Annotated in this window: 31 protein-coding genes; 9 read left to right on the top strand and 22 right to left on the bottom strand. The window is 59.5% G+C overall.

Features of this window, described 5'->3' with window-relative positions:
• The first annotated feature begins 61 nt into the window (after nucleotides 1-61).
• Both Q1A52_RS16835 and Q1A52_RS16840 read left to right on the top strand, forming a co-directional pair.
• Nucleotides 62-952, top strand: a complete 891-nt coding sequence (locus Q1A52_RS16835; RefSeq protein ID WP_300017952.1) for a helix-turn-helix transcriptional regulator — start codon at nucleotides 62-64, stop codon at nucleotides 950-952.
• Nucleotides 949-1,584 carry a 3-hydroxyacyl-CoA dehydrogenase family protein gene (locus Q1A52_RS16840; protein WP_300017955.1) on the top strand — a complete coding sequence of 212 codons (636 nt, stop codon included), beginning with the start codon at nucleotides 949-951 and terminating at the stop codon, nucleotides 1,582-1,584. The genes Q1A52_RS16835 and Q1A52_RS16840 overlap by 4 nt, the downstream gene beginning before the upstream one ends.
• A 7-nt stretch (nucleotides 1,585-1,591) precedes the next feature.
• Here Q1A52_RS16840 and Q1A52_RS16845 read toward each other — a convergent pair whose 3' ends face one another.
• Together Q1A52_RS16845 and Q1A52_RS16850 are read right to left on the bottom strand one after the other, a co-directional pair.
• The gene (locus tag Q1A52_RS16845) at nucleotides 1,592-2,080 is read right to left on the bottom strand and encodes a DUF2165 domain-containing protein (RefSeq protein ID WP_300017958.1); all 489 of its coding nucleotides are present in this window, start codon (nucleotides 2,078-2,080) and stop codon (nucleotides 1,592-1,594) included.
• Nucleotides 2,081-2,156: 76 nt separating this feature from the next.
• On the bottom strand, nucleotides 2,157-3,821 hold the full coding sequence (locus tag Q1A52_RS16850) for an ABC transporter substrate-binding protein (protein WP_300017961.1): 1,665 nt from the start codon (nucleotides 3,819-3,821) through the stop codon (nucleotides 2,157-2,159).
• 639 nt (nucleotides 3,822-4,460) lie between these two features.
• Between Q1A52_RS16850 and Q1A52_RS16855 the strand changes: the two genes are divergently transcribed.
• A complete protein-coding gene (locus Q1A52_RS16855; protein WP_300017964.1) occupies nucleotides 4,461-4,853 on the top strand; it encodes a RidA family protein in 393 nt (130 codons plus the stop codon).
• Here Q1A52_RS16855 and Q1A52_RS16860 read toward each other — a convergent pair.
• The 4 genes from Q1A52_RS16860 to hmgA all read right to left on the bottom strand — a co-directional run bounded on the left by Q1A52_RS16860 (nucleotide 4,850) and on the right by hmgA (nucleotide 8,358).
• Nucleotides 4,850-5,065: a hypothetical protein gene (locus Q1A52_RS16860; protein WP_300017967.1), complete on the bottom strand. Its 216-nt coding sequence runs from the start codon at nucleotides 5,063-5,065 to the stop codon at nucleotides 4,850-4,852. The genes Q1A52_RS16855 and Q1A52_RS16860 overlap by 4 nt on opposite strands.
• Nucleotides 5,062-5,577 carry a DinB family protein gene (locus tag Q1A52_RS16865; RefSeq protein WP_300017970.1) on the bottom strand — a complete coding sequence of 172 codons (516 nt, stop codon included), beginning with the start codon at nucleotides 5,575-5,577 and terminating at the stop codon, nucleotides 5,062-5,064. The genes Q1A52_RS16860 and Q1A52_RS16865 overlap by 4 nt, the downstream gene beginning before the upstream one ends.
• Before the next feature lie 39 nt (nucleotides 5,578-5,616).
• Nucleotides 5,617-6,870, bottom strand: coding sequence for a fumarylacetoacetase (gene fahA, locus Q1A52_RS16870; protein WP_300017973.1), 1,254 nt, complete (start codon nucleotides 6,868-6,870; stop codon nucleotides 5,617-5,619).
• A gap of 126 nt (nucleotides 6,871-6,996) precedes the next feature.
• The gene (hmgA, locus tag Q1A52_RS16875; protein WP_300017976.1) at nucleotides 6,997-8,358 is read right to left on the bottom strand and encodes a homogentisate 1,2-dioxygenase; all 1,362 of its coding nucleotides are present in this window, start codon (nucleotides 8,356-8,358) and stop codon (nucleotides 6,997-6,999) included.
• Between the two features lie 74 nt (nucleotides 8,359-8,432).
• Here hmgA and Q1A52_RS16880 point away from each other — a divergent pair, with 74 nt between their 5' ends.
• From Q1A52_RS16880 to Q1A52_RS16890, 3 genes are read left to right on the top strand one after another with little or no spacing between them, the layout of a single operon-like run.
• Complete coding sequence (locus tag Q1A52_RS16880) at nucleotides 8,433-8,879, top strand: MarR family transcriptional regulator (RefSeq protein WP_299778846.1); 447 nt, start codon at nucleotides 8,433-8,435, stop codon at nucleotides 8,877-8,879.
• Nucleotides 8,880-8,931: 52 nt separating this feature from the next.
• The gene (locus Q1A52_RS16885; protein ID WP_299828171.1) at nucleotides 8,932-9,222 is read left to right on the top strand and encodes a hypothetical protein; all 291 of its coding nucleotides are present in this window, start codon (nucleotides 8,932-8,934) and stop codon (nucleotides 9,220-9,222) included.
• Nucleotides 9,223-9,231: 9 nt separating this feature from the next.
• The gene (locus Q1A52_RS16890) at nucleotides 9,232-9,945 is read left to right on the top strand and encodes a hypothetical protein (RefSeq protein ID WP_300017979.1); all 714 of its coding nucleotides are present in this window, start codon (nucleotides 9,232-9,234) and stop codon (nucleotides 9,943-9,945) included.
• Here the strand turns inward: Q1A52_RS16890 and Q1A52_RS16895 are convergent.
• Nucleotides 9,942-10,751: a division plane positioning ATPase MipZ gene (locus tag Q1A52_RS16895; protein WP_299778843.1), complete on the bottom strand. Its 810-nt coding sequence runs from the start codon at nucleotides 10,749-10,751 to the stop codon at nucleotides 9,942-9,944. The genes Q1A52_RS16890 and Q1A52_RS16895 overlap by 4 nt on opposite strands.
• A 224-nt stretch (nucleotides 10,752-10,975) precedes the next feature.
• On the opposite strand from Q1A52_RS16895, the gene Q1A52_RS16900 reads away from it, so the two are divergent.
• Both Q1A52_RS16900 and Q1A52_RS16905 read left to right on the top strand, forming a co-directional pair.
• The gene (locus Q1A52_RS16900) at nucleotides 10,976-11,275 is read left to right on the top strand and encodes a hypothetical protein (RefSeq protein ID WP_299828175.1); all 300 of its coding nucleotides are present in this window, start codon (nucleotides 10,976-10,978) and stop codon (nucleotides 11,273-11,275) included.
• The gene (locus tag Q1A52_RS16905) at nucleotides 11,272-13,125 is read left to right on the top strand and encodes a methyl-accepting chemotaxis protein (RefSeq protein WP_300017982.1); all 1,854 of its coding nucleotides are present in this window, start codon (nucleotides 11,272-11,274) and stop codon (nucleotides 13,123-13,125) included. The genes Q1A52_RS16900 and Q1A52_RS16905 overlap by 4 nt, the downstream gene beginning before the upstream one ends.
• A gap of 122 nt (nucleotides 13,126-13,247) precedes the next feature.
• On the opposite strand, the gene rpmE is transcribed toward Q1A52_RS16905, so the two are convergent.
• Entirely contained in the window at nucleotides 13,248-13,469 is a 222-nt protein-coding gene (gene rpmE, locus Q1A52_RS16910; RefSeq protein ID WP_299778838.1) for a 50S ribosomal protein L31, read from the bottom strand.
• Nucleotides 13,470-13,480: 11 nt separating this feature from the next.
• On the bottom strand, nucleotides 13,481-13,864 hold the full coding sequence (gene rplS / locus Q1A52_RS16915; protein ID WP_299778836.1) for a 50S ribosomal protein L19: 384 nt from the start codon (nucleotides 13,862-13,864) through the stop codon (nucleotides 13,481-13,483).
• A 395-nt stretch (nucleotides 13,865-14,259) separates the two neighbouring features.
• On the opposite strand from rplS, the gene Q1A52_RS16920 reads away from it, so the two are divergent.
• Nucleotides 14,260-14,835: a hypothetical protein gene (locus Q1A52_RS16920; protein ID WP_300017985.1), complete on the top strand. Its 576-nt coding sequence runs from the start codon at nucleotides 14,260-14,262 to the stop codon at nucleotides 14,833-14,835.
• 45 nt (nucleotides 14,836-14,880) lie between these two features.
• Here Q1A52_RS16920 and Q1A52_RS16925 read toward each other — a convergent pair whose 3' ends face one another.
• The 13 genes from Q1A52_RS16925 to ffh form a co-directional block, all read right to left on the bottom strand.
• The gene (locus Q1A52_RS16925; protein ID WP_299778832.1) at nucleotides 14,881-15,183 is read right to left on the bottom strand and encodes a hypothetical protein; all 303 of its coding nucleotides are present in this window, start codon (nucleotides 15,181-15,183) and stop codon (nucleotides 14,881-14,883) included.
• A gap of 132 nt (nucleotides 15,184-15,315) precedes the next feature.
• A complete protein-coding gene (gene trmD, locus Q1A52_RS16930; RefSeq protein WP_300017987.1) occupies nucleotides 15,316-16,107 on the bottom strand; it encodes a tRNA (guanosine(37)-N1)-methyltransferase TrmD in 792 nt (263 codons plus the stop codon).
• 84 nt (nucleotides 16,108-16,191) lie between these two features.
• Entirely contained in the window at nucleotides 16,192-16,974 is a 783-nt protein-coding gene (locus Q1A52_RS16935) for a hypothetical protein (RefSeq protein ID WP_300017990.1), read from the bottom strand.
• A 3-nt stretch (nucleotides 16,975-16,977) separates the two neighbouring features.
• On the bottom strand, nucleotides 16,978-17,484 hold the full coding sequence (rimM, locus tag Q1A52_RS16940; protein ID WP_300017993.1) for a ribosome maturation factor RimM: 507 nt from the start codon (nucleotides 17,482-17,484) through the stop codon (nucleotides 16,978-16,980).
• Between the two features lie 248 nt (nucleotides 17,485-17,732).
• Nucleotides 17,733-18,119 carry a 30S ribosomal protein S16 gene (gene rpsP / locus Q1A52_RS16945; RefSeq protein WP_195821586.1) on the bottom strand — a complete coding sequence of 129 codons (387 nt, stop codon included), beginning with the start codon at nucleotides 18,117-18,119 and terminating at the stop codon, nucleotides 17,733-17,735.
• A gap of 50 nt (nucleotides 18,120-18,169) precedes the next feature.
• Nucleotides 18,170-18,466 (bottom strand): chorismate mutase, encoded by a 297-nt coding sequence (locus Q1A52_RS16950; RefSeq protein WP_195821587.1) that lies wholly within the window; start codon nucleotides 18,464-18,466, stop codon nucleotides 18,170-18,172.
• 92 nt (nucleotides 18,467-18,558) lie between these two features.
• A complete protein-coding gene (locus Q1A52_RS16955; RefSeq protein WP_300017996.1) occupies nucleotides 18,559-19,164 on the bottom strand; it encodes a GNAT family N-acetyltransferase in 606 nt (201 codons plus the stop codon).
• Complete coding sequence (locus tag Q1A52_RS16960; protein ID WP_300017999.1) at nucleotides 19,161-19,718, bottom strand: GNAT family N-acetyltransferase; 558 nt, start codon at nucleotides 19,716-19,718, stop codon at nucleotides 19,161-19,163. The genes Q1A52_RS16955 and Q1A52_RS16960 overlap by 4 nt, the downstream gene beginning before the upstream one ends.
• Nucleotides 19,715-20,215 (bottom strand): GNAT family N-acetyltransferase, encoded by a 501-nt coding sequence (locus Q1A52_RS16965; protein WP_300018002.1) that lies wholly within the window; start codon nucleotides 20,213-20,215, stop codon nucleotides 19,715-19,717. The genes Q1A52_RS16960 and Q1A52_RS16965 overlap by 4 nt, the downstream gene beginning before the upstream one ends.
• On the bottom strand, nucleotides 20,212-20,712 hold the full coding sequence (locus Q1A52_RS16970) for a GNAT family N-acetyltransferase (protein WP_300018005.1): 501 nt from the start codon (nucleotides 20,710-20,712) through the stop codon (nucleotides 20,212-20,214). The genes Q1A52_RS16965 and Q1A52_RS16970 overlap by 4 nt, the downstream gene beginning before the upstream one ends.
• Nucleotides 20,712-21,047 carry an NIPSNAP family protein gene (locus tag Q1A52_RS16975; protein ID WP_300018008.1) on the bottom strand — a complete coding sequence of 112 codons (336 nt, stop codon included), beginning with the start codon at nucleotides 21,045-21,047 and terminating at the stop codon, nucleotides 20,712-20,714. Before Q1A52_RS16975 ends, Q1A52_RS16970 begins: the two co-directional genes overlap by 1 nt.
• On the bottom strand, nucleotides 21,044-21,586 hold the full coding sequence (locus Q1A52_RS16980; protein ID WP_300018011.1) for a GNAT family N-acetyltransferase: 543 nt from the start codon (nucleotides 21,584-21,586) through the stop codon (nucleotides 21,044-21,046). The genes Q1A52_RS16975 and Q1A52_RS16980 overlap by 4 nt, the downstream gene beginning before the upstream one ends.
• Nucleotides 21,583-23,088, bottom strand: coding sequence for a signal recognition particle protein (gene ffh, locus Q1A52_RS16985; RefSeq protein ID WP_195821594.1), 1,506 nt, complete (start codon nucleotides 23,086-23,088; stop codon nucleotides 21,583-21,585). Before ffh ends, Q1A52_RS16980 begins: the two co-directional genes overlap by 4 nt.
• Nucleotides 23,089-23,108: the final 20 nt, after the last annotated feature.

The following is a 23,108-nucleotide window of genomic DNA, read 5'->3' on the forward strand; positions in this document are numbered from 1 at the left end:
GCTTGAGGTGGTCACCATCCGCCCTAGAACCTGCATTATTGTTCAGTTTCGCAGGTGCTGCATGACCGACACAACCGTCACACAAGACCCGAGCCAGGCGCTGAAACGGCGCCTCGCGGCCCGTGTGCGTGATCTGCGCAAGGGTCTGGGGTTGCCGCGGCGTGCCCTGTCCGAAAAATCCGGGGTCTCCCCGCGCTATCTTGCGCAGCTTGAAGCGGGGGAGGGCAACATCTCTATCACCCTGTTGCACCGGATCGCGACGGCGCTGGAGGTCAAGGTCGAAAACCTGGTGTCAGAAAATGCACCCTGGGACAGGGATGTCGATCGGGTGGCGCATCTCTACCGCGCTGCACCCGAGGAGGTGCGACAGAAAATACGCAGTCTCTTGGCACCGCAAAACCCGGCGGCCTTGCGCGCCGGGCGCATTTGCCTGATCGGGCTGCGCGGCGCGGGGAAATCCACCTTGGGTCGTCTGGCGGGCAAGGCGCTTGGCCTGCCGTTCGTGGAGCTGAACCGGGACATCGAGGAGCACACGGGCATGCCGCTCTCCGAGGTCATGGCGTTCTACGGGCAGGACGGTTACCGCGCGCTTGAGGCCGAAGCAATTGCGCGCACCGTGGAAAAGCACGACCGGATGATCCTGGCCGTGGCAGGCGGGCTGGTGGCAGAAGAGGCGACCTATCAACAGGTGCTGGAGCGGTTTCATACCGTCTGGCTGCGCACCTCCCCGGCGGAGCACATGCAGCGCGTGAGAGCCCAGGGCGACTTGCGCCCGATGCAGGGTAACCCGGCGGCCATGCAACAGCTGAAATCGCTGCTGAGCGCGCGGACAGCGCTCTATGAGAAGGCCGAAGCGCAGGTCAATACGTCGAACCGGACCATATCAGGGTCGCTCAACGATCTGATGAAGGTGATTGCCGCCAAGGGCTTTCTCGAGGCACCGGCGGAGTGACAGACGCAGAGATCGCCCAGGCGCTGACGGATGGCCTCTATGCTGCGGCGGATCAGCTTTTGATGCAGGCCACCAACCCTTGGGAACTGGACGCCGCGATGACCGATTTCGGGTTTCCCACGGGCGTTTGCGAGGGTCAGGATGACGTCGGGTTGGATGCCATACTGCAGCGCCAGAATGCTGCGTCCCGCTCGCATGAGGCTACCTTCTCCCCAATACTGTCGCGTATGGTTGCGGAAGGACGTCTGGGCCGCAAGGTAGGTGTCGGCTGGTATCGCTATCCCGGCGGGGGTGGGCTGGTGATCGACCCGCTGGTGGAAGATCTGCTGCGCGAAGAGGCGTGGTTTGCCGGTGTCACCCGCGTTGAGTTAAGGGACGAGCAGATGCTGCAGCGGCTCGTCGCCGGGATTGTCCTTGCCGCGCTTGACCTCATGACGACCGGAGGGTCGCATTTGACGTCGCGCGTTGATCACCTGAGCATCAGCGCGCTTGGGTTCCCTGCCAAGACAGGCGGCGCATTGTCCTATGCGCGCACCTTTGAAAGGCTTGATCTGGTCCGCCACTTGAGGGCCGTTGCGCCGGACGGCAAAGGCTGCGCAGCACTTGCCGATGCGCTCTTTGCCATTCCATAAAAAAGCTTCAGCCCTGACAGATCAGGATCATGGTCGCCAGCCCCCAGAGCGTCATCTGGTAGTGCGTGTTTTGCGCACCCTCATGGCAGAACCAATAACAAAAGTGGTTACCGATGATGAGAAACCCTGCCCAGACGGTCGTGAAGGCCGTCGCACCCAAAAGCGCCAGTATACGCCCGGTTTCCGGCAATGCCGTGCCCACAAGTCCCATCAACAGGCCAATGGTGCCGAGCCACAGTAAAACACACGCCGCTGCCTCAGCGAGGATCACCAGCCGAAAGGCCAGTTTCTGCGCAGGACGGTCGGTGATCGCACGATGGGCGACGGTTGCAAATTCATCTGGATAGTCGTTCCGCATCCGCGCCATGGACAGCACTTCTGCGGTGTAGGTTTCATTGACCTGCGGGTGCAGCAGGTTGTCGCGTAGTCCCAAGGTCAGCCATGCAGCGATCAGGCCCGTGGCGACGGCCTGTGCCAAAAGAAGTGCGGTGTCCATCCTGCTGCCTCTTGGCGGTTATCACACGATCAAAAAAGGGCCGCGCAATGCGCGACCCTTCGAGGTTTTTTGTGGCTCAGGTCCAGGCCATGCGCGCCGGATGGTATTCGAACGCGATATGGTGTTCCGCGCCCACCAGGCCCTCCTTGGTGAAGTTGTAGAGCGACCGCCAATAGGGCTGTATCGTCACGCCTTCTTCCTGGATCAGGGCTTGCATGTCCTTCATCAGCTTGCGGCGTTCGTCCACATCTGCCGTGGCCAGCGCCACATCCAGCATCTTGTCGAACTCCGCGTTGGACCAGCCGAACTCGTTCCACGCCTCGCCGGACCGGTAAGCCAGTGCCCAGATCTGCACGCCCAGCGGACGGTGGTTCCAATTGGTGGAGGAGAACGGGTACTTCACCCAGTCATTCCAGAAGGTGGAGCCGGGCAGGATGGTCCGCTTGACCTTGATGCCCGCGTCGCGCAGCTGGGCGGCGACCGCATCGGTCGTGTCTTTGCGCCAGGCATCGTCGATCGAGTAGAGTTCGTGCTCGTAATCGCCCATGCCCGCTTCGTCCATCAGCGCCTTGGCGGCGGCTGGGTCCACCTTGCGCGGCGGCAGTTCGGCATAGTCGGGATGCATCGGACCCACATGGTGGTTTTCCGCCTCAATGCCGCGTCCGCCGTAGCCCAGCTCCAGCAGAACCGCATTGTCGACGGCCATCGACAGCGCCTGACGGACCCGTTTGTCCGCGTAAGGCTTGGCGCCGTCTACTTCTGCAAGCTGGTTGGGACGGATGACGATGGTCGCCGCCGTGGCAATCGAGTTCTCGACCCAGCCGTCCAGCGTGGCGAAGATGTCGATGAAGTCGCCCTCAATCGAGTAGAGCGCGTCGATCTCTTCGGCTTCGGCCGCCGCAACAAAGGCGGAAGGATCAGTGCCGTAGTCGATATATTCAAGGCGGTCGATGTAAGGCCCGCCAAAGACTTCCGTGCCCCACCAGGTGTGCTCGTTGTTTTTGACCAGCGCACTTTTCACGCCGACCTCGAGCATTTCAGGCAGGTAGGGACCGGTGCCAACGGGGTTGTCCATCATGCTGTCGGGATCAAAGCCTGCGGGCGTGATTGCCGCGGGGTAATCCGCCATGCCGGGGATCAGCGAGATGTCGGGGCGCGGCAGGGCCAGTTTGACCGTGTGGCTGTCCACGACCGTGATTGCGCCGTCGATGGCCTGGCCGGAGGCTTCGTCGATCAGCACACCGAAACGGCCTGCCATCGAGTTGCCTTCAAGGCCCTTGTCGCACCAACCGGCGATGTTGCGCGCCACGTCTTCAGCGGTGAAGTCGTCGCCGTTGTTCCACTTTACGCCTTTGCGAACGTTTAGCGTGTATTCGGTGGCGTTGTCGTTGATCTCCCAACTCTCCAGCAGGGCGGGGGTGAAGGTCCCGTCGTTTTCGTAGATGACGAGGTATTCAAGCCAACCGCGCGAGAAGTTCGCGATCTGCGACCAGTCGTAGGTGCGCGGGTCCTTGAGCGCCCGGACTTCCTGCTGCATGCGGACAACGCCGCCTTCCTTGTGGCCAGCGGCGCGGGCGGGCGCTGCCATGCCGATCATCGAATAGGCTGTTGCGGCCGTCGCGCCAAAAGCGCTGGCCGTTGCCAGGAACTCGCGGCGGGTGACCGGATCGGTGCCGACCTTCCCCGCGGAGTCCACCACGGCCTTCGGCAAGGGTTTGCCGGTACGTGTGAAAAATGTCATTTTCTTCCTCTCTGTTTTTTGCGCGTCCTGGTCAATGCGCTGTGCCGGGTATTTGCTCCGGCGCGGTGATGCAGTTGCTCTGCTTTCTTGATGCCCCTCTAGGGGACGGCAGAAGTGTCAAACGTAGCCGACGTGCCGTCAACCCTTTCTCCCTAGGGCCATAGCCATAGAACTGCCTGAACCCTGCAATTCCTACAGGCTTCTCAAAGCGCTTTTAACACGGTCCGATGGAAGACCGAAAGCGGATGTCCGATGAAATGGCCGCCTGGAGGCCTGCCGTGGACGACAAGCGGCGAATTTTGGACAGCTGATGTCGCAAATGCGCTAAGCAGTTACGGCAAGTTGTGGCAGCACCCGGGCGATCTTTGGCAAGGCGTGCGTTGCTGTTCCATGGCCTCCAACGATTTCAACGCGTGTAATTTTTTTTCGGTATTGTTGGCGGCATTGCGGCGTTTTTGGGGGTGGCGGGTCAAAAAACGTCTCGAATCCACGGTGCCTGACATCCGATTCCCTCGGTGAAGCCGCAGACACAGGGCGCTAGAGACAGGCCGATTGTTGCACACTCTACGTCCATTTCGCGGTTTAACCGGCGCGCGATATGCGTCATCGTGATGCGGACACTGCCGCCGGAGTCTGATCATGAAATCACTCTCTCCCAGTCAAATTGCACCGCCGTTTGCACGCTATTCACATGGGGTGGAACTGCCCGCAGGAGCACGCCTTGTGCGGACCTCGGGCCAATTGGGTCTTGCGCGTGATGGATCTGTTCCGGAGGGCGCGGAGGCGCAGGCGGATATCTGTTTCGCGAATATCCTGTCGATCTTGCAGGAGGCCGATATGGGCGCGGAGAACGTCTGTCATTTGAGCGCCTATGTGACCGACCGGACCCATATGGCCGGGTACATGGCGGCACGCGATGCGTTTCTGGCCAATGTACCGGTCCTGCCCACCTCCACGCTGGTGATCGTGTCGGGGTTCACGCGCCCGGAATTCGTGGTCGAGGTAGAGGTTTGGGCGGCGTCTGAAACCTAGGGCGCGTCCGAATACTCTTTCCGGATCAGTTTTTTCAGTGTCCAAAGCAACGTGCCGCCAAAGAAGGCGCCTGCGATGCCGACGATTTCAAACGTCGCCGGTCCCTGTGGCATGCCGCGATAGACCAGTGCCGCAACCAGTAAAACAAGCCCTGCGATGGACACGTAGAGGCGAAAGATCAATTCCCTGCGGTTCGGGCCGAACTTGGTCATGACCAATAGACCTTTGCCGAAGGCGCGCGTTCGAAAGAGAGGTGGAAGTCATCCAATTGTGGCGGAGCGATGCCAAGGGCGTGCAACTGTACATGAGCCTGACCGCGATGATGGATCTGATGTTGAAAGAGGTGCAGCAAAAGAGCCTGCACCGTTTCCTCGACCACACCGTCCCGGCGTTCGGTCGAGCGTGTCTCTTCCAGCGTTTCTTCTGTTAGATTTTCACAGAAAGCGATCAGCCGCGCATCCGCGGTTGCTTGGTGACGGGCGAGCGATGCTAACGAAGGTTCGTCGTCTCGCTGGTAGACCTCACGCCCCAGACCGCCCTGTTCGAGCGCGTCGATGTAGTAGAGATCGAGCTCGTAGATATGGTTCAACGTCCGCGCAAGCGAGGGAAAGAACCCGGGTGCTTCCGCACTTGCGTCCTCTTCTGACAAAGCCTGCGCCGCACGACAGAGCGTGGCATTTGCCCAGGCGTTGTTCTGTGCCATCTTTTCAAAAGCGATCAGCATATGGGCCTCCTGCGTTCTGAGTGTGGCGGTCTCGGGCGATTACGTCCAGTCCAGTGCTGGCAGAACCTTTCCCGCGCAGGCACCAAAGCCGATGCGGTACCCGTCCCCCTGCGCGTGCCCCGTCAGGGTCAGCGTGTCGCCGTCTTCGACAAAACACCGGGTGCCGCCATCTTGCAGCGCAATCGGCTCTTCACCGCCCCAGCTCAGCTCAAGCAGGGACCCGCGTTGGTTCTTTTCCGGACCCGAAATGGTGCCGGAGCCCAGCAGATCGCCCGCGTTCATCGCGCAGCCAGAGGAGGCGTGATGCGCCAGTTGCTGCGCGGCGGAGTAATACATCTGGTTGTAGTTGGTCTGGGCGATCACTTCCTGCGCGCCGCCTTCCGGCTCAATCAGCACGGCGAGATCAATGTCAAAGAGCATGGGTCCCGGTTCCTGGAGATGGGGCAACAGCTCCTTGCCGCGCGCGGGTGTGGATGCACGGAAGGGGGCGAGGGCCTCGGTGGTGACAATCCACGGGCTGACCGACGTGGCGAAAGCCTTGGCCTGAAACGGGCCAAGAGGCTGGTATTCCCAGGCCTGAATATCGCGGGCGGACCAGTCGTTCAGCAACAGGTAGCCAAAGATCATCTGATCCGCTTCGGCCACCGATATGGGTTGCCCCATGGATGTGGACACGCCAACGATGGCACCCAGTTCCAGTTCGATATCGAGCTTTTGGGTGGGTTTGAACGCTGGCACATCGGCGTCAGGCACCTTGATCTGACCCCATGGGCGGCGAATTTCGGTGCCGCTGACGACGACCGTGCTGGCCCGTCCGTTGTAGCCGATGGGGATATGCAGCCAGTTGGCAGGCAGCGCGTTTTCAGCGCCGCGAAACATCGTGCCCACGTTGGTTGCGTGATGGCGGCCCGCGTAGAAATCGGTGAATTCGGACACGACGATTGGCAAATGAAGGCGTACTTCGGACAACGGCACCAGAAACGGTGCCAGCTGTGCCTGCTCTGGTGCCGCTTCGCGCAGGAAATCCGTAAGCAGGGCGCGCAGGGCGGCCCAGGCGTCGGGCCCCAGGTCCATCACATCGTTCCAATAGGGCAGATCGAAGACCGGGTCGTCTGCCAGCCGGATCAGGCCTGCCGCTTCGACCGCTGCCAGATCCAGCACCTGATCGCCAATGGCCACGCCGCAGCGCGCGTCCTGCGGATCGTTCGAGAAAACGCCGTAGGGCAGGTTGTTCAGGGGAAAGTCGCAGCCCGGATCATTGGCGCTGGCCACCCAGCTTTTCATCAGGGGCATCTAGTCATCCTTGCCGGGCGCGTCGCGTTTCTTGCGGGCCTGCAGCCAGCGGAACAGGAAGAACAAGGCGGCAAAGACGCCGATCCAGAAGAGAAGGTCAATAAGGGCGGTGCTCATGCAACGTGTCTATTTCTTCCCGGGCGTGCCGTCGAACTTTTTCTCAAGGCTTTCCCAGCAATCGATGTAATCGTCCTGCAAGGGCGCCTCCTCAGCTGCAAAGCGGGTCAGATGCTGCGGGAAACGAGTCTCGAACATGAAAGACATGGTGTTGTCGAGCTTTTCCGCCGTGAGGTCTGCATTGCTGGCGCCTTCAAAGGCGTTTTTATCCGGCCCGTGGGGCAGCATCATATTGTGCAGGGACATGCCACCGGGCACGAACCCCTTGGGCTTGGCATCATACTGGCCATAGATGTTGCCCATCAACTCCGACATGATGTTCTTGTGATACCACGGCGGGCGGAACGTATCTTCGGCGACCATCCAGCGTTCACGGAAGAGCACAAAGTCGATGTTTGCGGTGCCTTCTACGCCCGAGGGCGCGGTCAGCACGGTAAAGATAGACGGGTCCGGGTGATCAAACAGGATTGCGCCCACCGGGCAATAGTTGCGCAGGTCGTATTTGCAGGGTGCGTAGTTGCCATGCCACGCGACCACGTCGAGCGGGCTGTGCCCGATTTGCGTCTCATGAAACTGGCCTGCCCATTTGATGGTCACGGTGCTGGGTTCCTCCCGGTCCTCAAACGCCGCCACCGGTGTCTTGAAGTCGCGCCGGTTTGCCATGCAGTTGGCCCCGATGGGTCCCCGCCCCGGCAGGTCGAACTTCTGGCCGTAGTTCTCGCAGACGAACCCGCGACAGGGGCCTTCCAGAACCTCCACCCGGTAGACCAGCCCGCGCGGGATCACCGCGATCTCCTTGGGCTCGACATCGATCACCCCAAGCTCGGTGCAGAACCGCAGCCGTCCTTCCTGCGGTACCACCAGCAGCTCGCTGTCTGCCGAGTAGAAATAGGCATCCACCATCGATTGCGTGACCAGATAGATATGCGTCGCCATACCCACCTGCGTGTTCACGTCCCCCGCCGTCGTCATGGTGCGCATGCCCGTCAACCAGGTCAGCGGCGTGTCGGAATGCGGCACCGGGTCCCAGCGGTATTGCCCCAGTGATACCACATCCGGGTCCACATGCGGGGCAGACTTCCAGTAGGGCAGGTCGATCTTTTCATAGCGGTGCGAATGCTTCACGGAGGGGCGAATGCGGTAGCACCATGTGCGTTCATTCTGGTGGCTGGGCGCGGTAAAGGCCGTGCCGGACAGCTGTTCGCCATAAAGGCCATAATTGCATTTCTGTGGTGAGTTCATGCCCTGCGGCAAGGCACCGGGCAACGCTTCGGTCTCAAAGTCATTGCCGAAGCCGGGCATATAGCCGTCGGTCGTGCCAGAGCCGCTGGCGGCCTGGGTCATCCCTGCTGGTGTCACGTGCCGGTTCATGGAAACCTCCCTTGTCCGCAGAATGGCGCAGATGTAATAGTTGTTTTTGTAACTAACAAGGGAAGCCAAGTGGCATGCCAGACAATGACCGCTTTGATCTGCAGGAATTTCTGCCCTATCTGCTCAATCAGGCGGCAGAGATGAGCAGCCTCGAATTTCAACAGGTGTACAAGGACCGGTATGGGATGCTGCGCACTGAATGGCGTGTGCTTTTCCATCTTGGGCTTTACGGTCGCATGACGGCGGGAGAGATTGGGCATTCCGCGAAGATGCACAAGACCAAGATCAGCCGCGCTGTGCACCGCCTTGCAGAGCGGCGTTTTCTCGCACGGACCCGCGACGCGGCAGACCGGCGTGTGGAGCATTTGGATCTGACGGCGCAGGGCCGCAAAGCCTATGCCGAACTACGCGAGATCGCGATGGAGTATGATGCGGCGCTGGTCGCCAAGATCGGCCGGGATCAGGCGGAGATATTGCGCCAGACTCTACGTGTATTGGCTGAACTGCCCCCGAAGGACTAACTGGGTTTTCGCGAATCGTGCTAGCCTCCGACAATGTCATGGGGAGGCATCGATGAAAGACAGAGAATCGGAGCGGTTGGATCACTTGGACGCTGGCACCCGCGAGATGCTCCTCAAACAAGTCGAGAAACTGGGCGAAATGATCCAGCGGGATCGTCTCTCGGCACCAGTTGTCGATCAGATAGCCAGCCTGGCGAAGCTTCTGCCGGGCCTGATAAACCGTCAGGGTACGGACATGTGTGACAAGGGGGACGGCGCCCAGGCGGAACAGTGGGAGGTTCAACTCAACGGTGTGACGTTCATCACCTGCTCTCACAATCCGCCCCACATCCGGCTCAAGTAACGTTACTCTATGCGGGACAAACTCCTGGAAGCCCTGCCGATTTTTATAGGCGCCTTGCTAGGGGTCTATTTTCTGAACACGCCTTTCCCGGGGGCGCTTGTGACGCTGGTGTTTTTGGCCTTTGTCATCGTGGGCTTTACCGCGCGGGCTAGTGCCATGGCACTTCTGGCCACACATCCGAAAAAAGCCGTTCAGATGTGGCAGTTCCAGATGCTGACCCCGGTCGCATTGATTGGGGCCTTCAGTTATCTGGGGGGCTGGGCCCTGTCCGAGCTTCCGGGTGTTTTGCCGCATATTCCCGGTTTGGAAATGCCACCGCCGCCGGAGGGGTCCGAAAAACCGGACTACAAAGGCATTGCTTCGCCTTTGGCGACCGCAGCCGCCACATTTTTCGGGTCACTATTCATGGATGACCTGCAGAAAGGCAAAGGCGGATACTGGCCGCCGGCGCAGATAAAGGCCGGTTTCAAAGACAGATTTGGCCCGAAGGTGGTCGCCCTTCGGAAAACCTTTGAACCGAAAGAAAATGAAACCACGGCCTCCCTTCGCATGCGGCTGAAACAGGATCTGGACGGGCTGTCCGCATATGAACAGGTCAAGCGCGCGGTCTATGAAGACAAGATATCAGATGAACACCCCGAAGGTTGGGGGTTCAGTGCTGTCCGCGCCCGCGCCGATATCGTGACCACGGCCTTCTTGGCAAAATCGGAGGCGACGGCCTAAAAATCCACCGCGACGTTTGGCAGGTTCAGTGCTTTCATCAGATCCCGTAACTCCTGGCGTGCTGCAACATTCGAGATATTCAACTGTTTGACACCAATGTCCTTGAGATCCAGCAAGGTCAGTCCTCGCGGGAAAAGTTCTCGAAAAACAACGCGTTCTGAGAAGCCCGGCGCAATGCGAAACCCGATCCGTTTGCTCAGGTTTTTCACGGCGCGTTCCATCTTTTCCTTGTTGACCATGCGCTGTGCCCCCATTCGGTTGCGCACGACGATCCAATCGATGGGGGTCAGGCCCGCCTGCGCGCGCAGCTGGCGCGCGTTCCAGACCATTTCCGAATAGACCGATGGCCCGAGAATCTCGTCGCCTGAGGAATCCGTGCGCGCCAGCAAGTCGAAATCCACAAAACTGTCGTTGAGCGGCGTGATCAGTGTGTCGGCCAGCGAGTGCGCAACCTGACTGAGGCGCGTATGCGAGCCGGGGCAATCAATCAGGATGAAGTCGTTGTCCGGTTCCAGCGAGGCCACCGCAGCCGATAGCCTGTGATCATAAATGTTCTCACCGGGTTTCAGGCTTTCGGGTGAGATTTCGGGCAATTCATGCGTATTCGGACTGGCGAGGCTCAATCCGGCCTTGGCCAGAAAGGCTTTGCGGTTTTCTGTGTAGCGCCCGAAGGTTCGTTGCCGAAGGTCCAGATCAAGGGCGCTGACCTTGTGGCCCATCCGGGCCAGGGCCGTAGCCACATGCATCGACACCGTCGACTTACCCGCGCCGCCTTTTTCATTCCCGACGACGATAATATGCGCCATTGCCCGATCCTTTGCCCCGGCCGCTTCCTGCGGCTCATGTATTGGGCGGCACTATATGTAGTGTTGATGAATTTGGGAAGGTGTGATGCAGGCGATTTACGCATTGTGTGTCGGGTAATCCCAGATGGGTTTTTACAGGCACATGTTGGCGCACCAGAGAATTCACGCTTTAGCAGCTTGTAAACCTTCACGTGCTAGCCAGCAACGAACTGGAAATGGTCCCGATGCCTTTGATCACTTACGGCCTTGTGCTGATCTCATTGCTTTTCTCTGGCCCGCTTCTTGCCCTGGCGGCGTCCAAACCTGTGCCTGGTGAGGTTGTATTGGTCATCGGTCCGGGCTGGGTGGAGCGTCACGATATGATTGTCGCTTCCGGCGGGCGCGTCCTCGGGCCGATAGAGGCGCGCTTCGGCGTGTTTGCCTTTTCGGAGGAACATGATTTCGCCGCGTCCCTTCTGGCGCATGGGGCCTGGTTTGTTGTTGATGGCAGGCGCGCAGCCTTTTTGTGTGGAGTAGAGGCATGACTGAAATAGAGACCTTTCGGGATGATGTTTGGAAAGACGCGGCAAACAGGGCCGCATTTCAAGTGGCAATGGGGGCGACTGCGCTTGTACCGTTTGCCCTCCTCGCGGCTTGGGTGGCGCAGAATTCTATTCTTCTCATCGGTGCAAGCGCCACGTTTTTCGCGATATTGGCGTTTGTAGGAGCGCGGATGCAAAACGTGCATGGACGCGTCCTTGTTGCAGTTGGGCTCGTCGGTCAGGCGATCTGCATCACCGCTGCGCTCTCAGGTCACGCCTGGCAGATCGACAGCCACATGATCTTTTTCGCTGTTCTTGCTGTCTGCATGATAATGTCCGAACCGGTCGTTGTTTTGGCAGCGGCGGCGGCCATCGCGATCCATCACCTCAGCTTGTCATTGGCTTTGCCTGCTCTGGTTTATCCCTCGGTTGATATTGCGACCAACCTGCAACGAACTGTTCTGCACGGTGCGGTGGTTGTGGTCGAGGCGGCGGTGCTTTGGGTCTCTTTGAAGCAGCGTAACAAGGCTTATCAGGAGAGCCTGGCAAAGAACCGAGAAGTGCAAAAGTCGGCGGATGAGACTCGTGCGGCCCTGGCCAAGGCGGAAGCGGCGAAGACAGAAACCGAAGCGGCATTGGAAACTGCCGAGAAGGCTCAGAAAGCTGCATTGGAAGCGCGTCAGGCAGCCGAAACCGAGACTGAAAAGGCGATCGAGGCAGACCGCAACGCCAGAGAGACCGAAGAGGCCGAGCGCCGGAAAAGCGCGAAGGTCGAGGCCGAGCAAAAGCGGGTGGTCGATACCTTGCGGCACGCATTGAAGAGTCTATCAACAGGGGACCTGTCCAAGCCCATCAACGAGCCTTTGCCAGACCAGTACGAGGATCTGCGCCAGGACTTCAACAGTGCATTGTCTGAACTGCATGATGCCATGGCGCTGGTTGATCAGAACGCCGGTACAATTGTGGAAGATGTGAACTCCATCGAAGACGCAGCTGAAACACTGGCAAAACGGACCGAGGCACAAGCGTCAACTCTGGAAGAAACCACGGCAGCGATCACTCAAATTGCGACCAATTCCAGCAATGCCGCCAAAAGTGCGCAGCAAGCAAACGATGCGGTGCTGAAAGCGCAATCAAAGGCAGGGTCTTCGGATGAGATCGTTAAGAACGCGGTGGCCGCGATGGCGGAGATCGAGGATTCTTCCGGGCAGATTGCAAAAATTGTGGGTGTGATCGAGGATATTGCCTTTCAGACGAACTTACTTGCGCTGAATGCTGGCGTGGAAGCTGCCCGCGCAGGGGACAAGGGGCGTGGATTTTCGGTGGTTGCCTCAGAAGTAAGGGAGCTGGCCCAAAGATCTTCTGAAGCCGCGCGCGAGATTGGTGGCCTGATCGAAGCGAGTGGGCAACAGGTGTCCAACGGCGTAGAACTGGTTAACAATGCGGGCACAGCTTTACGGAGCATCAATGGCGCCGTAGAAGAGATTGCTGAATATGTCTCGGTCATTGCAGCGGCAGCGGCGGAACAATCCATGAGTATTTCCGAGTCAAATGAAGCGATGCAGCAGCTGGAAGACGTCACGCAGCAAAATGCCGCGATGTTTGAGGAAACCAATGCTGTAACTCAGTCGCTTGCAGAGCAGGCGGAACGACTCAAGCAGGCCATGGCGCGCTTCACTATTGGAAGTGAGCCTTCTGTGACACAACGGGGTTCAGCCCTCTCTTCATCGCCACGAAACGAACAGCCTGTGTTGAATGCCACTTCGTCGGCCACTGCCCATACATTTGATGGAAATGCCGCCCTTGCGCTGCCAGATGAAGACTTGGAAAGATCCGGGTGGGAGGAATTCTAATCCCTATTGCTCGGCCTGAATTGGCCGCCCCTTACGTTTGATGAGGGTTGAGCAATAATCTCAAAGACACAAAAGCCACGCCGTAACAGCGTGGCTTTTATGTCTTTACAAGAGCTCAAGGTTTAAAAACCCAGGCCTGCGTATTTGTTTTTGAACTTGGAAACGCGGCCACCTGTATCCATCAGGCGCGATGAGCCGCCAGTCCATGCCGGATGCACAGAGGGATCGATATCAAGCGACAATTGGTCGCCTTCCTTGCCCCAAGTGGATTTCATCTGCACCACGGTACCATCTGTCATTTTGACATCGATGACGTGATATTCGGGATGTGTATCTGCTTTCATCGAAATGCTCCTTACGCGTCTTTTGCCGCGAGCGGCTTGTAGTTGGAATTCTCGGTGATCCGTGCGGACTTGCCGCGACGGCTGCGCAGATAGTAAAGTTTGGCGCGACGCACGCGACCGCGGCGCACGACCGTGATGCTGTCGATGTTCGTCGAATGCAATGGGAAAACCCGCTCTACACCCTCGCCAAAGGAAATCTTGCGAACTGTGAAGGACCCGGCAATCCCCTTGCCATTGTTGCGTGCGATGCACACACCCTCGTAGTTTTGCACACGGGTGCGTGTGCCTTCGGTTACTTTGAACCCGACGCGGACGGTGTCGCCCGCGCGAAAGTCAGGGATATCTTTCCCAAGAGCGGCGATTTGCTCCGCCTCAATTTCTGCAATCAGATCCATCTGATCGTCTCCTCTAGTGCTCGTGGTTTGCTCCACGAAGGTTTTGCACGCAGTGTGTTGCGTAACATTTGGCGCGTCTCAGAGCTTCCGGTCCGTCGTCGGGTCTGCGTTTCGCGCCCGCCGGGAGAGTTCAAACGTCGTTTCTTTTGATAGCCGCTGTGTAGTGGTGGGTGACAGAAAGAAGCGCCCCAATTCAACACCAACGGGTCCGGACCACAAAAGCGATTCCGAACTCGCGCGGTATAGGGGGGAAGCCACTGCGGATCAAGCCCTATCAAGCGTCCCAAGTCGTATTCCGGTGTCAGGCCCGTTGTTTCAACGCTTTGTTAAGAAATGGCACTGTACCTTCATGCCAAAGGCGTGTTTTCGGGGGCGAGGCAGGCCTGCATCTTAGTTTGTGGACAGATTTGCAAATGTCATTCTCACGCCGACATGCCCCCGAACCCTCTCCGGAACAAGAAGACCGGGAGCTCTTCAAAACCTATGGTGGGCCAATTGAGGTTGAGCTTTTGCCGCAGGTCAGCCGCACCGCTGCGCAAGATGTCCTGATACGTGCATTCTTCAAAAAAACAACAGAGATATCCGTTGTCTTTTCCGGTCGTCGCGCTTTGGATACCGGGCCACTGTCCGCACATTTGAAGTGGCTCGACAATCGCGCACGCCATGCTGCGGCGACTGTGCAGCGACCGCATCCCGGTCCAGATTACGTTCGCTTGCCCGTCAAGATTAAGGGCGCGTGGCGGCAGCAGTTCTGGCGCGACAGTGACGGCAATGAGACTGGTACCTATCAACTCGTCGCGGCTCGCTGGGCTTTTACGGACAAGAACGGGCAATTGCTGCAGTTTGGCGAACCGCCCGCCTATGACGTGAAGAGCAGGGCACGTCCCAAGTCCTATATCCTGCACCAGAGGGATATTGATGCCGTACCACGTTCATGGCGGCATGATTGCCTGGACGGTGGTCAAAGCTGAAACAGAACCAGTAATATGAATGCCACGCCAGAGGCGTCCTGCGGACTAGTCCATCACAGCAAATCGCATCGGCAGGGCGTTCCGTAAAACGCTGACCGAAATGTGTGCCTCTGAATAAAGCTGAGCGTTCTCGTCAAACTTAGGTTTTTGAGCGCGTGCGGCATTGGATGCAGGGCGGTGGGCCGCAACCGGCATAGAGGTTCGCCGCACGTGGTTTGGCTGTTCTACCTGTTTCGATGCCGATGTTTCGCGCGTCTTGTGGTAATTGAACCTTGTGTATCTCATATCCGCGCCATGGGCGGGCTGCTTTTTGGCGGAAGTGCCTAGTGCTTCCAAAAATTTCATCATGTGACATCACCCCTGATTTACACTTGCGACCATCTTCGATTGAAATTCTGGCTATTTTTAGCCAAATGCCCCGCGGTTTGAGGCGAGAATCGGGCAGTTGGGTGGTGCCTCGTGTAATTCGAAAGGTCGTGATCAGTCGTTCGTTTCGAACTCCTCCCAAAGATCAGGTCGGCGCATTCGTGTTAGATCTTCCGATTGAGCACGTCGCCATTTTCCAATCTCTCCGTGGTTGCCAGATGTCAGAACCGGTGGAATTTCGCGTTCCATCCATACGGCCGGGCGCGTGTATTGCGGATGCTCTAAAAGCCCTTGGGAATGACTTTCATCGACTGTGCTGTCCGCATTGCCAAGTACCCCGGGCAGGAGTCGGACAGTGGCATCGATCACGGCTTGAGCGGCCAGCTCCCCCCCGGTCATGACGAAATCGCCCAATGAGACTTCTGTGATCTGGTAGTGCTCCAAGACCCTCTCATCCACGCCCTCAAAACGCCCGCAGAGCAGGGTAACACCATCGCAGCGCGCCAGATCCCTGGCCATGGCCTGATCAAAGCGGCGTCCGCGAGGTGACATGTACAGGATTGGCCAGCGCCCTGTCGCATGGTTTTGCGCTGCTTCGATCGCCGGACCAACGACGTCAGCCCGCAGCACCATCCCCGCGCCGCCGCCTGCTGGTGTGTCATCCACATTGCGGTGTTTCCCAATGCCAAAATCACGCAGATCATGTGTGTGGAGCTGCCAGCGCCCTTCCTGCAGGGCTTTGCCGGTCAGGGAAAGACCAAGTGTTCCGGGAAACGCGTCGGGGAAAAGTGTCACGACCCGCGCCTGCCACACACCTGCCAGTTCTTCGTCACCGGACATTAGATCGCGCGGCTGTGCTGCCGGGCGGATTGTTTTTCGACCAAAGGATTTTGGCGTTTCACTCATGATGCTTCGTTTCGCAGGGGCTGCGCCGTGCATATGCGCGGTTTGGCGCCCGATGCGCAAGCTCTGATCGCAGGGCCTTTGTGGTCAGAACTGCGCATCAATGAGCGCCCGTTTTGCGACCACCACGTCTTTGTCGGACAAATCGGACTGATCCAGTTTGATCAACTGCTTTTGAATTTCGAGAGGTGGCATCTTATGCGCTATGGGGCGGGCCACAATCCGGGCGCGGCGACCGTTTGGAATATCGGTTAAGTCCAGCAAGGCATCCAGAGGGCCGAGACGTCGTTGTGTGCAGTCCTCCAGCGGGATGCTGACCACAAGATGTTCCGGCAAGGCATCGGTCACCTCGGCGACGACCTCCGCCAGGTTCGCCGCCTTTTGATAGCGCTCGGCAAAGGCGTCCTCGGACATGCCAACGCGGCCGCGTCGCATGCATTGCCAATAGCAGCTTTTCAGCCATGGCCCTGGCTGGCGCGTGGTGAAAAACACGCAAATGCGGCAGTCAGGGCTGGTGTGCAGGATGCCTTCGGTCATAGCCTGGAGAATAGAGCGCGTCGCGCCATAGTTGTGCGCACCTGCGCGACCGGGCATTGGACCGCTGAGATTTTCCTCACTGATCAATAGCGTTTTGACCCGGTCAGAATGATTGGCGGCAAGCGCGCCAGCTTCGCGTCGGATGACCGCGAGCGCTGCATCGTCACGTAATTGGGCGTACCTGAAAACTGCCTTTGACAGTTGCACCAATTGGGGACGCAACAGTACGCCAAAACGGGCTGGCAGTCTTTTCTTGTTGGCATCCATCGTCTGTTGCAGGCTGCTCGTACCGGTTTTGTGGAACCCCGGGTGCAAAACAATCTGTTCCAGCATTCTTTAAAAAAGCCCGTCGGGCGGGTCTGCAATAATGCGGCCCGCCGCAAGATCAACCGTAGGGACGGCAGCCAGTGTGAAGGGGAGGAGTACAGTTTCCGAAGAGGTCGGACGCTGCACTTCCAACAAATCCCCTGCGCCATGGTCCAGAACAGTTTTGATCTGACCCAGCAAGGTGCCACCCGTGTCCAGCACCTCAAGGCCAATGAGATCAGTGTGATAATATTCATCGTCTGGCAGAGAGGGTAGCTGGTCACGGGTGGCGAAAAGCTGTGTGCCTTTCAGCGCGTCGGCCTCTTCTTTTGTGGAGACCTCAATGATACGCGCGACAAAGCCATTCTTGATCGGGCGCACGAGCGCCAGATGGAACATCCGACTGCCGTTTTCAGTGGCCAGCGGGCTGTAGCTTTCGATGTCTTCTGGAACGGAACAAAAGCTCTTGATGCGCAGCTCACCCCGCACACCGTACGAGCCGCCAATGGCACCGACACAGATTTTTTCCGCCGTCATTCTTCCACTCCTACGCACAAACCTTCGGAAATTGCGCCGCCGCGATCAAGACATGTGTCTCGTTGATTGGCCCGCTCAAAGAAAATTCCCGCCAGAAAAGCGAACGTGATGAGCATCAAAGAGCGGATTGGCCTGAACATTGCGTGCCCGGACAGGAATGAGACAGCGAAGGGCCCGCAGAATCGCGGGCCCCTGCAGGTTTAGAAAGGCAGGGCTGTCGTAGCGGCGACAGCCCAAAAACCGCCAGCTTACTCTGCAGTTTCTTCCGCCGGGGCCTCTTCAGCAGGTGCGGCAGCCTCAGCAGCCTTTGCGGCTTTTTCTTCAGCACGTTCCTGGGCTTTCTTGCCCGGTGTGCCCTTGTTGGGGTTGTTGCGCTCGGTTTTTTCTTTCAGACCAGCAGCTTCCAACATACGCGCAACGCGGTCCGTGGGCTGTGCGCCCTGACCCAACCAATGCTGAACGCGCTCGACGTCCATTTTCACACGCTCTTCGCTGTCTTTCGGCAGCAGCGGGTTGTATGTGCCCAGCTTCTCGATGAAACGGCCATCGCGTGGCATGCGGCTGTCCGCTGCGACGATCCGGTAAAAGGGGCGCTTCTTGGAGCCGCCACGGGCGAGACGAATTTTCATAGCCATTGTAGTATTTCCTTCTGAGTTCAGTGGGTAAGGTGGGCTTTCAGGCCACCTTATGTCTGGTGGAGTTGGTGGTGCTGAATGACTTCAGCGATGATGAAGTTGAGAAACTTCTTGGCGAATTCGGGGTCCAGATCGGCCCGGTTCGCCAAATCTTCGAGCCGCTCGATCTGTGCCGCTTCGCGCGCGGGATCGGACGGGGGAAGGTCGTGTGCAGCCTTGAGTTTCCCCACGGCCTGCGTGTGCTTGAACCGCTCGCCCAGCGTATAGACGAGGATCGCATCGAGACGGTCGATAGAGGCGCGGTGCTCTTTCAGCACCTCGGCGGCACGGGTTACGGCATCAGTCATCTTAAAACTTCCCATGGGCGTCAGCGACGCAAATTCCGGATGCCAGACCACGGTGGGTCACAGCCGGCGCCTCAGATACTGCAAGAAATGGATCAGTCAATGGCCCATCCTTTCGGTTTAAAGAGCGGGTCGGCATAGTGGCCGATTTCCATTTCGATCCCATGGGCCAGTTGGGAGCCCTGCAAATCAGCCGCGGATGGATGGCGATAGACCGCGTCATTGCCGTCAATCGTTGCCGCGGCCGGGTCCTTGACCGCACCCAAACGTTCAGCCAGCCGTATGCTGTCGAGGTTCTTGGGATCGATGTAGCTGACCGCGGTATCCCAGGCCTTTTCCCGGTAGAGATAGTCGCGCACCTTATGCGTCGCTTCCAGCGCATAACCTTTCCCGGCCTTGTCCGGCCAGATCACCCAGGCGATTTCCGCTTCGGGCCACTTTGCGGGTTTCCACCCGCCCGCCATGCCCAGCGTCTCACCGGAGGCCTTGTCGTGGATCATCCACATGCCATAGCCGCGGATCTGCCAATGACCGATCTCGGCGGCATAGAGCATCCATGCTTCATAGGCGTTCAGCGGCCCGCCCATGAAACGGGCGCGGTAGCTGGTGAAGGTGGCCTTGAAGTCCGGGTAATCCTCGGGCTCCGGGCCGCGCAGGATCAGCCGCCCGGTTTCGAGGCGCGGAATGGAGGTGCCGGTCATGCGCGCGCACCTCCTGTGCTGTAACGCCAGACCTGGGCGTCATCGACCATACCGTCCCGCACCGCCCCAAGCCGCGATGCCAAACGGGCCGCGCGGGCGTTTTCGGGATCGATGTAGCTGACCAGCGTTGTCCAGCCTAGGGTGTCAAAGGCATGCGCCCGGGCAGCCGTTGCCGCCTCAAAGGCGATGCCCTGCCCCTCGGCCTCGGGCAACAGGAGGAAGCCCAGTTCGGGTTCCAGATCACCGGGTTCAAATCCCAAGAGAACGAAGCCCGCGATGTCGCCTGCCGCGCCAATGGTCCAGACGCCGTGGCCGTGCAGCAACCACGTGGCGGTCATCTGGGTGAAGTCGGCCCAGGCCTCCTCACGCGTCATCGGGCCACCAAAATACGCCCCGCGATCGGTGCAGGCAATGCTGGCAAAGGCGTCGAAATCCTCGACCTTCGGCGCACGCAGCACAAGGCGCTCGGTCACCAGAAGCGGTAACTGACCTTGCAGCGCGAAGGCAAAGGCGGCCGCGGCACCGGTCGAGGGTGTTTCACAGGCAAACCTCACGCCGCCACCTCGTAGCGGTAGACCACGTCGTCCGGATCATGTGTTCTGGCGTCCGGGTCATGGGCTCCCCCCAGCCTTTCAGCCAAAGCGATGGAGCGGGCATTGTCACGGTGGATGTAGCTCACCAGCGACGCCGGTCTGATCTCCTGCCGTGTATAGGCCAGCGCCAGTGCGGCCGCTTCACAGGCAAGCCCGCGCCCTTCGAAACCGTCAAAGAGGATGTAGCCAAGCTCGGTTTCGGCAAAATGCGGCGGCTGTGTGATGGCGACCTGTCCCGCAATTTGGTTGTCCACCTCGATGGCCCAACCGCCCATGCCCATCAACTCCCAAGAGCCAACTTCGGAGGCAAGCCCGTACCAGAGGTGTGTTTTGTTGTCCGGGCCGTCAACGAATTGCGAACGCGGGGTCTGGAAGAAGGCCCAAAAGGCTTCCATGTCTTCCATGACATGGGGACGCAGGCGCAGACGATCGCCGGTTATGACGGGTGCGGCGGTCACGCGGCGATCCTATACGTCAGGGCGCCGGGATAGCGGTCAAAGGCGGGTGGCTGTCCGGCGCGCGCGCCCAGTTTCTCGGCGATACGGCACGAGCCGGTGTTCTCGGGCGCCACACGGATCAGCAGTTCTGTCCACCCGATCCGATCCAGAAGGTGATCCACCACCGCGCGCGCTGCTTCGGTGGCAAAGCCTTTGCCCTCATCCGCGTCGTTCCAGATGGTCCAGGAAAGCTCCGGCGCTGTCTGATCCGTCAAGTGCAACGGGCCCACGTGACCTACGGCGCGCCCCTCGTGTTCCATCACGTAGCGCCCAAAGTCCCGCAGGGCCCAGTGCCCAATCATAGCGGCGAACCGGTTGAATGCCGTAGGGGCGTCGAAAGGCCCGCCTACGTGGACCGCGCGGTCGCTCGCACAATAGACCGTGTAGGCGGAGAGGTCGTCCGCCTGTGGCTGGCGCAGAGCAAGCCGTGCCGTCGAGAGGGTGCGCGCCACTTGCATCACATCAATCCCAGATCAGCCGGGCTTTCGCCTTCCAGAACGGGGCGGGTGAAGTGGCGGTCATAGCGGCGGATGCACTGCGTGCGTTCGGCGTGCGCATAGGTGGCGATGCAGGCGGGGTCGGTCGCCATTTCCCTGCGGTAGGCTTCGTAAGCCGCGAGCGACGGGAAGCTGAACGCACACCATGCCAGATCGGATGGTCCTTCGGAGGGCAACCAGTAGCCATGATGCGTGCCGCCCATGCGGTTGATGTTGTGAATCCACGCTTTGGCATAGATTTCAAAATCAGCCACTTTCGCCGGGTCGATCTCGTATTTCAAAAAGCAGGTAATCATGCGACCTCACCACGGTTTGCCAGGTCAAAGCCGAAGACGTCGCGGCCGTGCCCGTCGGGGAAGCTGTCGCGGCGCAGTTTCGTACCGCCCAGGCGATCCACGAGACGCAAGGCAGCCGCATTGGTGTCGCGGACATGGGTTTCCACGACTGTCCACCCCAGCGTGTCTTGCGCGTACTCCAGCACGGCCAGAGCGGCTTCGGTGGCAAAGCCCTTGCCGCGCGCAGTGCCCAGCAGCCACCATGTCAGCTCATGGCTGGGCCAGCCGTCCCAATGCACGATCCCGCACCCGCCAATGGGCGCACCTGTCTCGCGGTCGACCATCACGAATTTGCCGAAGCCCTTCATGTGCCAATGCCCGATGTCCGCTGCCAGACGCACGCTGGCCTGATCCGGTCGCAGGGGCCCGCCATAGAAGTAGCCGTCCCCGGTCTGCGCGTCGAAGAACGCGGCATAGAGCGCTGCATCCGCCGCAGAAGGCATGCGGAGTACGAGGCGCGTCGTTTCCAGCACCGGGGTATCAGCGACCGAGGGTGTCATTTCTTTTTGCCAAATCCTGACAGGCCGGGGGGCAGGGGCATGCCGCCGCCCATCCCGCCGAGACCACCGGGCAGCTTGCCGCCCATGGCTTTGGCTGCGGCCTCGAGCTGTTTGGGGTCCATCTGAGACGGGTCCATACCGGGCATGCCGCCCTTGCCCATCATCCCCTTCATGGCTTGTTTCAGCATGCCGCCTTTGCCCATGCGGCCCATCTTCTTCATCATGTCGCCCATCTGACGCTGCATCTTGAGCAGTTTGTTGAGTTCGGAAACTTCGAGCCCTGCGCCCTTGGCGATGCGTTTCTTGCGGGAGGCCTGCAGGATCTGTGGGTTGGCGCGTTCCTTCTTGGTCATGGACTGGATCAGCGCGATCTGGCGCTTCAGGATGCTGTCATCCATCCCTGCCGCCTCGACCTGTTTGGCCATTTTGCCCATGCCGGGCATCATGCCCATCATGCCTTCCATCCCGCCCATTTTGAGCATCTGTTCCAGCTGCATCTTGAGGTCGTTCATGTTGAACTGACCCTTGGCCATGCGCTTCATCATCTTTTCGGCCTGCTCGGCCTCGATGGTTTCCTGCGCCTTCTCCACCAGCGCCACGATGTCGCCCATCCCGAGGATGCGGCCCGCGATGCGTTCGGGTTCGAAGGTCTCGATGGCGTCCATCTTCTCGCCAAGGCCTACGTATTTGATCGGCTTGCCTGTGACTGCGCGCATCGAGAGCGCCGCACCGCCGCGCCCGTCGCCATCCATCCGGGTGAGCACCACGCCCGAGACACCGATCTTGTCGTCGAATTCGGTGGCGACGTTGACGGCGTCCTGACCGGTGAGGCCGTCGACCACCAGCAGGGTTTCGCGCGGGTTGGCCACGTCGCGCACGGCGGCGGCCTGGGCGATCAGCTCCTGATCGATGTGCAACCGGCCAGCGGTGTCCAGCATATAGACGTCATAGCCGCCGAGGCCCGCCTGCGTCTTGGCGCGTTTGGCGATGGCGACGGGGTCTTCCCCCTTGACGATGGGCAGGGTGTCGACGCCGATCTGGGTGCCGAGAATGGCAAGCTGCTCCATCGCGGCGGGGCGGTTTACGTCGAGCGAGGCCATCAGCACGCGCTTGCCGTCACGGTCTTTCAGACGTTTGGCCAGTTTCGCGGTGGTGGTTGTCTTGCCTGAGCCCTGCAGGCCGACCATCAGGATCGGCGCGGGCGGGTTGTCGATCTTCAGCGCGCCGGGCTCGCCTTCGCCCTTCAGCACGTCGATCAGGGCATCATGTACGATCTTGACGACCTGCTGGCCCGGCGTGATCGACTTGGTGACGGCCTGTCCGGTGGCTTTTTCCTGCACGGCTTTGACGAAATCGCGCGCCACGGGCAGGGAGACATCGGCCTCCAGCAGCGCGACGCGGACCTCGCGCAGGGCGGTGGCCACGTCGTCTTCGGACAGGGCGCCCTGTTTCGTGAGCCGGTCAAAGACGCCGGAGAGGCGTTCGGACAGATTTTCAAACATGGGCCATGGCCCCCTTCGAT

Source organism: uncultured Roseobacter sp. (genome assembly GCF_947488185.1).
Classification (GTDB): Bacteria; Pseudomonadota; Alphaproteobacteria; order Rhodobacterales; family Rhodobacteraceae; genus Roseobacter.